We start from the raw sequence: 12067 nt of genomic DNA, 5'->3' as shown, positions 1-12067 counted from the left end.
CGTTTCCATTTTCTATTCTTTTGTACATTTCATTTGAGTCCATACTTAATAATAATTTTCATTTCAATTTTAGGGGTCAGAATCCTTCAAGGTACGATACAGTTTATAATCCTCAACATCAATTTTCGATGTATTGGAACTAATAAGCATCTTAAAAGTTCTTTTACTTCGTGTATTGTTTTTGTCTTTATGTTGTCAATATATTCTTCAAGCCACTCTTCGTAAGGTATCCTTAGCTGTGGATATACAAATTCCCCTTTTCTAATCAGTTCAAACCATTCATCAAAGCTTTTATAATTTTCAGTATAATAATTTTCTAAAAGCACTGTGGAATTCTTCCTTTGCTTTAATTTTATTAGTCTGGATCGGCTATACTTAATTGGACAGAAAAAATATGGGCTAGTAGAATGAACACATCAGACCAAGGAGCGGATCTACTATGCCAAGGAAAAGACGTACATTTACAGATGAATTCAAAAACAGATGGTTCAGTTATACGAGAAGGAAAATCAAGAGCAGATATTGTAAGTGAATAAGAACTAACAGCATCTGCATTAGATCGCTGGATCAAACAAGCTCATCTGTCAGGTCCCTTCTCAGAGAAGGACAATCGTTCGCCAGAAGAAAATGAACTTATCGCTCCGCGAAAAGAAAATCAGCTACTCAAAATGGAGAACGACATTTTAAAGCAAGCCGCGCTTATCATGGGACGAAAGTAAGTGTCATCAAACGAAATCGTGACAAATACTCGGTATCAGCAATGCGACGTCCTGCAAATTTCTAGAAGCACGTACTATTATGAAGAAAAAGAACGTCACTATGAAGACGAGATGACAAAACCTATCGTTGAAATCTTCGAAAAGAACCGGAAAGCCTATGGCACAAGAAAGATCAAAGCCAAGCTTCATGAACGCGGACTTATCGATCTAGACGTCGAATTGGACGCATCCATGAAGGAACAGGGACTTGTTTCTACGTACACGGTGACTCAATACAAACCTCACAAAGCGGCATGTAACCAGTCGCAGCAGCCAATTGAACTGAACCGTCAGTTCCAGCAAACTGAAGCGAAACGCGTCGTTGTAAGCGTTCTGACGTATGTCAAAGTCAAAACAGATGGCAGTACATTTGTGTACTGGTTGACCTCTTTAATCGAGAGATCATTGGCTTTAGCGCAGGCCAAAGGATGCCCCTGGTCGGTATGCCTTTGCCTCTACGTCAAATTCAGTTATTCCACAAGGATCGTGGTAGTGAATTCAAGAACAAGTTGATCGATAGACACTTACTGAGTTCCAGATGAACTTCCAGAGCCTTCAGCATCTTGAGTTAGAGCTGTACGACTACGTAAATTGGTATAACAATCACCGAATACATGGAACTTTAGGCTATATGAGTCCTGTTGACTACAGAAGATCAGCCCTTAAGAAAGCTGTTTGATATACTGTTGACAATCCAAGATTCATAAGATTTCATTGTTAAATCTAATATTTATTATAGGTTCTTTAATTTGTACGCTAGCGATCATTACACCGCTTTCAGGTAATCGTAGTTCATTGAAGCATGTTTCCGGTTCCCCAGAAAGGTATGAAGAAAAATCGTTGAAGTCTTCTTCAGTTATAAAACCAGAAAAACGCATCATCGAATATAATGATGAAATTGATACTGAGTAACTTTGAAACTTTATATCGTTAATATAGACACCTGGCCAGTACTTAATAAATTCATCATAGATATAATATCAGCCGAGAATCGAATCAAGCTCTTCTGCAAAAACATCTTGTAGTGTTACTTCAACTTCGTTCAAAACAATCACCTTTCGTTTCGGAATTATTTCGCAGGACATTTCTATATTCACGAGCCCGAGAGGCTTAAAGATACGCCAGCGACTGGGTGCGAAGCACTTAGCCTCGCAGGGTTGTTCGCTGAATCAACTTCTCTGGCTTGCGAACCAAGGGTGCAGTCCGCAACGTAGATATGATGTTAGCTGAAGTTGGGCCTTTATTGAATAGCTATCAATAGGTCTTTCAGAGATTCTATATATTAATCATTTCCCAATTACTCATCACATACCAAAATTGAAGAAAGATAGTTACCAATTAACTAACATTTATATAAAAGCATACCTTAAGTCTTCTTATTCTCTTACGATAACTATCTCTCAATCAATTCATGTTTAATTGTTTTTGATCAGTGTAATTAACATTAACTCCATAATCCCCATCAACCCCAGAGCAATGTAAAAAGACGCGACCCGGGCTTAGATAACTCTTATCTTAGGTTGGGTCGTGTGTTGTCTGAATATTCTTTTTGTTTATACATCTGACAACCAAGGGGCGAATGTACCACAGCGTAGATGCATTGTACGGTGGGGTCCTTCTGCGAATATTCCCTCGTCGTTTAGTACTCTTTAATTATCAGGCGTGTATTCAATTAAATCTGATAGTTTGCATCCAAATGTATCGCACAGTTTAAATAATGTTTCTAATTTTGTTGTCTCAATATTTATTTCTTTATACAGTTTGTTAATTGAATTTCTACTCAGTCCAGATCTGGTCATTAACTCTGTTATATCATCTATTCGGTGCTCAGCCATTAAAACTCTGATATTACACTTTATCAAACAGATTCCCTCCCATGCTCAATATATTATCTCTCTGAAAATCATTTTTTTCAATTAGAAGTCATCATTTCACCTTATAAAGTTAATAATTCTCTTTACAATTAACCCTACGAAGGTATATAATAATCTTATAGAGTTAAAGAGAGGAGGTAAGTCATTGCCTGAATCCTTTGAAGTCTTAGCTGAACCTTTAATTCGCAATCGTATAGAAACGCTATACTCAAAATCAGACCTTGAACAACTTTCTTCTGAATGTCAGAAGTATCTAAAACTAATTCGAGATTCGCTTCCAGATAACCTTCAACACACCCTATTTCTCTATGAAGACGCCCAAATTTCATTACAAATCGTTTTGGAAAGTAAAATATATTTACAAGGATTTAAAGATGCCTTGTATCTTTTTAATGAATTACATATTCAAATGAATTAAGGGCCTTGCGGCCCTTTTCTTTTTTAGCTTGTTTACCTTGTCCTTTTTTTTATTATCTTGGATCGTCTACAACACTTGTCAGGACAATAAATATAAAGTTAAGTAAACTGAATCCTTAAACAAGATGAGGACATACTATCGAAACATTTCCAAATAAACACAAAAAAGCGGCAGTTCAGTATTGAATTCTGTACTACCGCTCTTAATTACAAAGTATTGATCTATCAGGAGGATTACTGCCAAGCTTGAACTCTAACCAGTGTAGGATTTTCTGGTAATCTGGTTACACAAACACCATTACCAAGTCCTGCAAGATCAACCGAACCGCCGAGAACAGATTTTAAGGAGGAGTTTCTGGCGTTAGTTCTAAAACAAATTGGTAAGCCAATATTTTCAAGATAATTCTCGTCATCTTGAGCAAAGTCATCTGGAGATTGCGTTATAAAGAGTACCGCCCCGCCTTTTGATCTACTTGTCCTTACTATATTAATCAGAGAAGGTTGCCCAAACCCAAGTACTTTTCTAGCCTCATCAATAACAATCATTAATCGTAACGCTCGGTTAAACTCATCATCCAAGGCTGAGTCCCGTAGACGAGCGAGGTATGTATCAATTGCATCTATGATGAGAAATACAACGAATCGCTGCGTCATCTCGTCTGCCTCATGGACATCAATGATCCAACTTTGTCTAAAAAATTCATTAGGACTCATATTAGGCTCAAATAAATTATAATCACACATTTCTTTTAGAGTGGAAAACACTATATCATCTGTCTTTTATTTTTTCATTATATCATTTTTAAGCTCAGAACCTGACTAATTTCATGTCTACTTTCTGCCAGTTGGTGTCTGAATAAATCAAAAAATCATTTGTCATAACTCTCGTTACTGTATTCTAAATTTAGCCTACAAAGAGGCGCGTATACGTATAATCCGACGAGCAGGATCATAACGCCAACTCCACTTCACTCTACCTTTCCAAATTCCCTCTCACAACGCTTGCTCCTCCCCTAAGTATACCTACAGAGTGTAATGTTGGAAATATCATCGTACATAGAAAAAGAGACACCTCCCCTACCTTTAGGAAGAGCGAAGTGTCTCCGATGCTTTCAGTTAACAATATACGAACACCAGCTTTAATGGAGATTTTCGTGCGTTTTGCTGGAAATCATTTAGACTAACTCATCCCGTCATCTATAACATCCGTTTTGTTTTCAGCACATCAAAGAAATAAATCATAAATTTGTTTAAAAGACACTTGTTAATGCGACTTTGATCCTCGAAAGTTCAGAAATTGCTGCACCACTGCAGTATTCTCCGAGACAACTAGCTACCCGAAAATGATTCCTGCAAATCTACAGGAATTTTCACCACTTTGCTCCTGACGGCAAAAGGTCAAAAGCTGCACCAGCGCAGCTTTTGACCTTATCCGCCTGCCAAAGGAGTAAATTACTGTAGTTTTGCAGCATTTGTCCCCGGACGGGCACTTCCGGAAGCCCGGCAGTTCAGAAGTCCAGCAGCGCTCCACCTGTGCACCTGCCACTGGCATCTGCCGCAGCGCCTGCACCTGAGCCTGGCCCCTGCAACCGCAGGGGCCAAGTGCTACTCCATCACCCGCGCCAACTCCGTGAAAATCACGCCGAGCGCATAGGCGCCGGCGTCCGGGTAGCCGAGGCTGCGCTCGCCAACCGTGCCTGCCCGGCCCATACGGGCGACGATCGTCTCCGTATGCTTCGCGCCTTGACGGCAGCTTCCGCCGCTGCGGTCGCTGCCGTCTTCACCTCGTCGCCCGCTACGGCGCTCCGCTCCCAGGCGTCCGCGAACGGAGCCAGCGCGTCGATCAGCGTCTTGTCGCCGACGACAGCACCGCGGCCGAAGGAGCGTTCGCCGGTGTCCTGAATCCCTTTGACCACCGCCTGCATCATCCCCGCGAATTCAGGGACCGTCAATTCGGTGCGGTCCCCGGCATATTTCCCGGCCGCCCGGAACGCCGAGCCCCAGATCGGCCCGGAAGCGCCGCCGCAATGCTCCATAATGACCAGGGAGCAAGCATGGAAGAACTCGCCGATATTCCCGGCGTGATGCGCCAGAATCTCATGCCATTCGCGCTTCAATTGCTTGAAGCCTTTCGCGACGCTCATGCCGAAGTCGCCGTCCCCGGCATGCGAATCGAGCTCGCAGAAGGGCACTTCATTCTCGATAATAATCTCGCTCATCTTGTCGGTAAGATAGATCAAGTTGTTCAGCGAGAACACATTCCCCTCAATCTTCGCATAGGCAGGATCCGTCTCGCAGCGATAAGACACCGCTTGCTTCTCCGCCGTCTCCGCTGCCTCCTCCTGGACAGCCAGCGGCGCGAACGGCCCGCTGACCTGCAGCGCCGGCGTATCGCAGTCCGCCTCCAAAAACGGCTTCAACTGCTCATCCAGCCGCATCAAAGACACGGAAGCCCCGGCCATATCGATGCTCGTCATATAGTTGCCGACGAAGACCTTAAAAATGGAGACTCCACGACTGCGGATTTCCCGCACGACCGCGTTAGCGAGCAGATACAACTCCTGCAGCGGCGAGCCGCCGAACCCGTTCACCAGCACCGCAAGCTCATCAGCGGAGCCATCATCCAGCTTCATATCGCGGAACAGATCCGCCACCATTTTCTTCGCCAGCTCATCCGCCGACTGCATCTTCTCCCTGCGAATGCCGGGCTCGCCGTGAATGCCGACGCCGTACTCGATTTCATCCTCGCCCAGCTCGAAGGTCGGCGTCCCTTTGGCCGGGACGGTGCAGGACGTGAGGGCGAAGCCGATGCTTCTCGTCCGGTCGATCGCGTGTTGGGCGACAGCCTTCACATCCGCCAATTCCAGGCCCGCTTCGGCAGCGCCGGCGATCTTATGCACGAACACCGTTCCGGCCACGCCTCGGCGGCCGACCGTATACAGACTGTCCTCCACCGCGATGTCGTCGTCCACTTTCACATAATCGACCTTGATGCCGTCTTCTTCCGCGAGATGGGCCGCATTTTGAAGTTCATAATGTCGCCGCTATAATTTTGATGATGAGCAGCGTGCCCTTTTGCTGGCGGAAGCCTTGATCGCTTGATAGACCTGAATCTGGGACGGGAGGCGAACACATCGCCGCACACCGCCACATCGAGCATCCTTGCCCGACGAAGCCGGCATGCGCCGGCTCATGGCCGCTTCCTCCGCCGCTGATCAAGGTGACCTTTTCCCCGTTCAGCTCTCTTCTTCACGATCTTGTACTTGCTGATGAATTCCAGCTCCGGATGAGCAAGCACCAGGCCGCTGCACATTTCCCGGACAAGTGTCTCCGGCTTATTGATAATCTTCTTCACGATTATTCACCCTTTTGCTTAAATTGCTGGCCAATCTGATCCGCGACGCGAATCGCGGCCACCACCATCTCTTCATTAACCGGGAATGGCATCGAATGAATCGACTCTTCCGCGATGCAGGCTTTGGCCGCCACGTTCCGCAGCTCTTCATCCGTCACGCTCGTCACGCCGATATCAGCCAGACAGACCGGCAGGCCCACGCTGACGCAGAATTGCAGCACCTCATTCATTTCCGCGGTGCTCGCATTTTCCAGAACCAATTGCACCAGCGTCGTAAAGGCCACTTTCTCCCCATGATAATAATGATGCGTACCCTCCAGTGCCGTCAAGCCATTGTGGATCGCATGAGCCGCCGCGAGACCGCCGCTTTCGAAGCCCAGGCCGGACAGCAGGATATTCGTTTCCACAATATTTTCAAACGCAGGCGTCACCAGATTCGCGTCGCAGGCCGCTTTGGCCTTGGCTCCATCCTCCAGCAAAGTCTCATAGCACAGCTTGGCCAGAGCCAGCGCGGCACGGGTGCCGACTGCCGGACCTACCCCCTCTTGCTCGCCGCATGGCAGCCCTGCATTGACTCGCGAATACGAATTCGACGTCGCTCTCGCTTCGAAATACGTCGACAGCGCATCCCCCATCCCGGCGACCAGGAAGCGCGTCGGCGCATTCGCGATCACCGTCGTATCGATCATGACGACCGTCGGACTTTGCTTGAAATAAGCATAATCGTCGAACTCTCCTTCCGGCGTATACAGCACGGCGGAATGGCTTGTCGGCGCATCCGTCGCCGCGATCGTCGGAACGATAATGAGCGCTTCGCCTTCCGCGACGCATTTGGAGGTGTCGATCGCCTTGCCTCCGCCCAGCCCGATCGTGCAGGAACAATTATGCTCCGCCGCAAGCTTCTTCAACCGCTGCACTTCCTGACGGGAGCACTCTCCGTTGAAACCGCTCTCAACTAGCGTCACTCCATATGTCTTCATCGTATGTTCAAGCTTCGGCTTGACGCGCTGCACATCATCGGCATGGGCAATCAGCAGAGCCGATTTTCCGAAGGTTTTGATAAAATATCCGAGATTCAAGAGTTCATTTTCACCTTGTACATATTTGGCTGGACTGATAAACGCTTTTCTCATTTGCGTAATCCTCCTCTGTGTTGTGTGAACTTCCACTTCCATTATAGTTGCGGCCGGGTACAAGATCATGGAACTATCCCTGCAAAATAAAGCGCTTTCTCATCGTATTTTCTTATCCTCTTATTCAAAATAGTATTATCTTGTCCTGTCATCCGATTATTATGTGCTATAATAGGGAAGAGCGTACGGAAGGAGAATGAGTGATTATGACCTCGCGGTTTCATTTGGACAGCATCATTGATATGGAAAAATGGCAGACGCTGCAGGACTCGCTCTCTCTCGTTACGAAAATGGCCGTCATCACGACCGATTATAAAGGCGTGCCCGTCACGAAGCACAGTCACTGCCAGAGCTTCTGCCAGGCGATACGCCGGGACGAAGCCTTGTCGCCCTACTGCCAAAAATGCGACGCTCGGGGCGGTCTGGAAGCGGTGCGGCTGAACAAGCCTTATATCTACCTTTGCCACTTCAATATTGTCGATATTGCCATCCCGATTATCGTTCACAATCAATATATGGGCGCCATCATGGCCGGTCAGGTCAAGCTGCGCGACAACCCGATGGACCTGGAGCAGATCGTGACGCGTCCCTCCAATGCCGTCGCCAACGCCAAATTCCGCACCCTGGAGCAGGACTACGATTCGCTGCCGGTCCTGTCGTATGACGAAGTGGTGACGATCTCGGAGATGCTGTATCATCTATGCAATTATATTGTAGAGGAAGCGATTCATAAAAATGCGACCATCGACATGTACCGGCAAGCGTTAACCGGCAATAACCCGATCATCGATTCGTTGGCCGATCATGCGTTCCGCAATATTCAGACCATGAAAAGCGAACTGGAAAACACGCTGCTCAACAGTCACATCAACAGCATGACCCAGCAGAGAACGGAAGCGTCAACCCGATTCTGCAGCCGGCATTCGATTATATTTATAGTCATAAAAGCGAAAATGTGAAGCTGGCCGATATGGCGGTCCTCTGTCATGTCAGTCCGAGCTATTTCAGCCGCATCTTTACGAAGGAGACCGGAGAGAACTTCTCCGTGTTCATCCCCCGCCTGAAGATGGAATGGGCCAAGCAGCTGCTGGAGACGACGGAGCTGTCCGTCTCGCAGATCAGCAACGATCTCGGGTTCAGCGAACCAAGCTATTTCATCAAAACGTTCAAAAAATTCGAGCGCATTACGCCGGCCCGCTATCGGCAGATTTACCAGCGCTAGAGATCTGCTCCATCGCGAGCGGCGCAGCCAACGTCCGTCAGACGTTGGCTTTGTGGTCTGAGGCGAAGCACCGTTGAATGTCTTCCAGGAAGCTCTGGACCGCGGGAGCCAAATAGCGGTTTTTCATATACGTTAGATACACCGTTCGTTCGAGCGCAGGCGAATCCATCATTTTCCGGACCATGGAGGCATCCTTCGGTTCAACTAGATAATTTTCAGGGATGATGGCAACCCCCAGATTTTCTCGGACGAGTGTCAAAGCGGTCTCAAAGCGTTCAATTTCAAATTGGATGTTCGGGGATGCTTCTTCAAGCGCGAAGGCTTCCAAAATATCCTCCCTCGTCTGGAACCCCTCCATGCTAATAATAAAAGGCTCCTCGGCCAGCTCTGTAAAGGTAATGGATTCCTTCACGGACAGAGGGTGATCCCGGTGCAGCACGAGCACCAATTTCTCCTTATATAAAGGAAGCGATTCGATGTCCTCCTCCTCAATACACTGATTGGTAATGATGAGATGGGTATGATATTTCCGCAAGGAATCGATGACCGCCTTCCGGCTCAACACCTCGATTAGCTTGATCCGTATCGAAGGGAACCGGCCCTGGTATTCGCGAATGACTTTCGGAACCCAATGCCTCACCGACTCGATCATGCCGATGATAAGCTCCCCGCTTCCCGTCAGCCTTACCTCTTGCATCTCCTTTTTCAAAATGTTCATATGGGACAGGAGCTGAAGCGATTTGTTATACAGCACTTTGCCGGCGTCCGTCATCTCTATTTTTCGGGTGCTTCGTTCCAGCAAGGGCGAACCGACCTCATGCTCCAGATTTTTAATGGCGTTGCTTAACGAAGGCTGGGAAATATGCAGTTTTTGCGCCGCTTTGGAGTAGCTCAACTGATCGGCAACCGTCACGAAATAAAACAATTGCTTGATGTCCAACGCTATCTTCCTTTCTAATTTATAACTCCAAGCTATTAATTTATTAATATTATATATTTTAAATTATAAGAATGTCATCTTATAATAATACAAACAACCGAATACAGGTCAGAAACTCATAGAGAGGATGGGAAAATTGCAAAACAAGGTTGGATCTGATGTGTGGACCGGACGGACGGATCATGCAGAGAAGAAGCAGCTTCCGCTACCATCAAATCGTGGAACCGATCGATCTGGATACATGGCAGACTGCCTCTGCTGCCTCTGCCAAGACTTGCGCCATTATCGGGTTTGAATGCGAGGAAGGCGTGCGGCGGAATCAGGGCCGAGTCGGGGCGGCACAAGCTCCGAATGCGATCCGGCGGGCGCTTGCAAGCATTCCTTGGAGAGCCGAGGAAGGCCATCGGCTTGCCGACGCCGGCAATATAAGCTGCCGCGGCGAACAGCTGGAAGAAGCCCAGGAAGCATTGGGCCAGGCGGTCTACCGCATCCTGTCCGCAGCGGCTACTCCGATTATATTAGGCGGAGGCCATGAGACGCTGTATGGGCATTATCTAGGGGTCCGCCGCTATATCGGCGCAGACGCTTCGCTGGGCATCATCAACATTGACGCTCATTTCGATTTGCGCGCCTATGACCAGCAGCCTTCCTCGGGCACGATGTTCCGCCAAATATTGGAGCAGGACCGCAACAGCCATTATTTTGTGCTCGGCATTCAGCGCTTCGGCAATACCCAGGAGCTGTTCGACAAGGCGGACGAGCTTGGCGCGGGCTATATTTTGGAAGAAGAGATGCAGGATGGACTGATGGATGAGATTACATCCGCCTTGCACGAATTTATCGACCAGCACGATTATGTGATGCTTACCCTGTGCACCGACGTGATCAATGCGGCATTTGCGCCGGGAGTCAGCGCCCCGTCCCCTTTCGGATTGAATCCGATGATTGTCCGCAGCCTTATCCGAGCGGCAGCATCACATTCGAAAGCGCTTTCTTTTGATATTTGCGAAGTGAATCCGGCCGTAGACGAACAGGGCAGAACCGTAAAGTTAGGTGCTTACTTGACGAATGAAGCCATCATGGCCATTTTAGGGAGGGACAACGATGACATTGGCACTTAATCAAGTGAACACGATATTTTTGGCCGTCGCGCTGCTCGTACTCGGACATTCATTGTCAAAAGACAGGCGTGCTGCAAAGGTTTTGTATTCCGGCCCCGTGGTCGGAGGTCTCTTGTTCGCCATTATCGCTACAATTCTGAAGACGACAGGCCTGTTATCCATTACATTAGACACCTCGCTCCAAAGCCTGTTCATGCTCACGTTCTTCACCACGGTAGGCTTGGGCGCCAGCTTCCAGCTCATCAAGCTGGGCGGCAAGCTGCTCGTCATCTATTGGCTAGCCTGCGGCTTCCTCGCTCTGGCGCAAAATGTCATCGGCGTCTCCCTCGCTTCCCTGTTCGGCATCCACCCCCTGATCGGGATGATGGCCGGAGCGGTGTCTATGGAAGGCGGACATGGAGCCGCAACCGCATTTGGACAAACCATCGAAGAGATGGGCATCCCGTCCGCACTGTCCATCGGGATTGCGGCGGCCACGTTCGGTCTTATCGCCGGAGGCTTGGTCGGCGGCCCGACGGTCAAGTATCTGCTTGGCAAATACAATCTGAAACCAACCGAAGCCATTGAGGATGCTGTGGACGTAAAAGAACACGCACAGCCGATTACGACTCATACTTTCTTCATTCAAGTCTTGCTCATTACCTTCTGCATGGCGTTAGGGACATATTTGGGAGATCTGTTCTCGTCAGCCACCGGCTTCGTCCTGCCCGGTTATGTCGGGGCCATGTTCGTCGCCGTCATCGTCCGCAATACCGTGGATAAATTCAAGCCACAAGCGATCGATATGAAAAGCATCAACCTGATTAGCGACGTTACGCTTGGCATCTTCCTGTCCATGGCGCTCATGAGCATCAAGCTGTGGGAGGTAGCCGATCTGGCGCTTCCAATCCTCGTCATCGTGCTGGTCCAGGTCGTATTTATCGTCCTGTTCGGTATTTTCATTTTGTTCCGGCTGCTCGGCAAAAACTATGACGCCGCCGTAATGGTCGCAGGCTTCACGGGCCACGGACTGGGCGCCACGCCCAATGCGATGGCCAATATGGCCGCGGTCACGGAGCGCTTCGGCCCTTCCCGCAAAGCGTACCTGATCGTTCCTATTGTCGGCGCCTTTCTGATTGATGTGTTCGCTATGCCAATCATTATTACGACGCTTAACTTATTTAAGTAAAAAAGTCTCACAAGCATCAACGCCGCTTCATTACGGAAAAGGCTGAAGAAGACGGACCTTGTCATGCAAGTATCCGCTG

10 protein-coding genes and 3 pseudogenes are annotated in these 12067 nt (G+C 48.2%); 6 read left to right on the top strand and 7 right to left on the bottom strand.

All coding sequences use genetic code 11. The annotated features are described in order from the left end of the window. Window positions 1-439: 439 nt before the first annotated feature. Window positions 440-1437, top strand: a pseudogene (locus tag FLT43_RS29105) (IS3 family transposase). 970 nt (window positions 1438-2407) lie between these two features. Here FLT43_RS29105 and FLT43_RS29100 read toward each other — a convergent pair. Continuing rightward, a complete protein-coding gene (locus FLT43_RS29100; protein WP_172879231.1) occupies window positions 2408-2626 on the bottom strand; it encodes a helix-turn-helix domain-containing protein in 219 nt (72 codons plus the stop codon). A 151-nt stretch (window positions 2627-2777) separates the two neighbouring features. Between FLT43_RS29100 and FLT43_RS29095 the strand changes: the two genes are divergently transcribed. Then, entirely contained in the window at window positions 2778-3050 is a 273-nt protein-coding gene (locus tag FLT43_RS29095; RefSeq protein WP_087443912.1) for a hypothetical protein, read from the top strand. Window positions 3051-3283: 233 nt separating this feature from the next. On the opposite strand, the gene FLT43_RS29090 is transcribed toward FLT43_RS29095, so the two are convergent. The 5 genes and pseudogenes from FLT43_RS29090 to FLT43_RS29080 all read right to left on the bottom strand — a co-directional run bounded on the left by FLT43_RS29090 (window position 3284) and on the right by FLT43_RS29080 (window position 7537). Next, window positions 3284-3703, bottom strand: coding sequence for a hypothetical protein (locus tag FLT43_RS29090; RefSeq protein ID WP_115057784.1), 420 nt, complete (start codon window positions 3701-3703; stop codon window positions 3284-3286). Between the two features lie 951 nt (window positions 3704-4654). After that, window positions 4655-6021, bottom strand: a pseudogene (locus FLT43_RS29085) (dihydroxyacetone kinase family protein). Between the two features lie 58 nt (window positions 6022-6079). Beyond that, window positions 6080-6268: a dihydroxyacetone kinase subunit DhaK gene (locus FLT43_RS30975; protein ID WP_423250185.1), complete on the bottom strand. Its 189-nt coding sequence runs from the start codon at window positions 6266-6268 to the stop codon at window positions 6080-6082. Beyond that, entirely contained in the window at window positions 6240-6404 is a 165-nt protein-coding gene (locus tag FLT43_RS30970) for a hypothetical protein (RefSeq protein WP_244951367.1), read from the bottom strand. The genes FLT43_RS30975 and FLT43_RS30970 overlap by 29 nt, the downstream gene beginning before the upstream one ends. 2 nt (window positions 6405-6406) lie before the next feature. Further along, window positions 6407-7537 (bottom strand): glycerol dehydrogenase, encoded by a 1131-nt coding sequence (locus FLT43_RS29080; protein WP_087443914.1) that lies wholly within the window; start codon window positions 7535-7537, stop codon window positions 6407-6409. A 206-nt stretch (window positions 7538-7743) separates the two neighbouring features. On the opposite strand from FLT43_RS29080, the gene FLT43_RS29075 reads away from it, so the two are divergent. Next, on the top strand, window positions 7744-8496 hold the full coding sequence (locus FLT43_RS29075; RefSeq protein ID WP_340162470.1) for a PocR ligand-binding domain-containing protein: 753 nt from the start codon (window positions 7744-7746) through the stop codon (window positions 8494-8496). Then, window positions 8493-8759, top strand: coding sequence for a helix-turn-helix domain-containing protein (locus FLT43_RS30685; RefSeq protein WP_340162469.1), 267 nt, complete (start codon window positions 8493-8495; stop codon window positions 8757-8759). Before FLT43_RS29075 ends, FLT43_RS30685 begins: the two co-directional genes overlap by 4 nt. Window positions 8760-8796: 37 nt before the next feature. Here the strand turns inward: FLT43_RS30685 and FLT43_RS29070 are convergent, their stop codons facing one another. Beyond that, a complete protein-coding gene (locus FLT43_RS29070) occupies window positions 8797-9699 on the bottom strand; it encodes a LysR family transcriptional regulator (RefSeq protein WP_087443916.1) in 903 nt (300 codons plus the stop codon). Window positions 9700-9826: 127 nt separating this feature from the next. Here FLT43_RS29070 and hutG point away from each other — a divergent pair. Together hutG and gltS are read left to right on the top strand one after the other, a co-directional pair. Continuing rightward, window positions 9827-10820: pseudogene (gene hutG / locus FLT43_RS29065) on the top strand (formimidoylglutamase). Beyond that, complete coding sequence (gltS, locus tag FLT43_RS29060; RefSeq protein ID WP_143797168.1) at window positions 10804-11988, top strand: sodium/glutamate symporter; 1185 nt, start codon at window positions 10804-10806, stop codon at window positions 11986-11988. The pseudogene hutG and the gene gltS overlap by 17 nt, the downstream one beginning before the upstream one ends. Window positions 11989-12067: the final 79 nt, after the last annotated feature.

Origin of the sequence: Paenibacillus thiaminolyticus (assembly GCF_007066085.1) — a bacterium.
GTDB lineage: Bacteria > Bacillota > Bacilli > Paenibacillales > Paenibacillaceae > Paenibacillus_B > Paenibacillus_B thiaminolyticus.
The sequence above is the reverse complement of the archived record's forward strand: the minus strand, read 5'-3'. Positions and strand labels throughout refer to the sequence as shown.

Bases quoted from the DNA above. Each gene is read 5' to 3' on its own strand.
- FLT43_RS29075 (WP_340162470.1), top strand. From the start codon at position 7,744: ATGACCTCGCGGTTTCATTTGGACAGCATCATTGATATGGAAAAATGG.
- FLT43_RS29080 (WP_087443914.1), bottom strand. From the start codon at position 7,537: ATGAGAAAAGCGTTTATCAGTCCAGCCAAATATGTACAAGGTGAAAAT.
- gltS (WP_143797168.1), top strand. From the start codon at position 10,804: ATGACATTGGCACTTAATCAAGTGAACACGATATTTTTGGCCGTCGCG.
- FLT43_RS29090 (WP_115057784.1), bottom strand. From the start codon at position 3,703: ATGACGCAGCGATTCGTTGTATTTCTCATCATAGATGCAATTGATACA.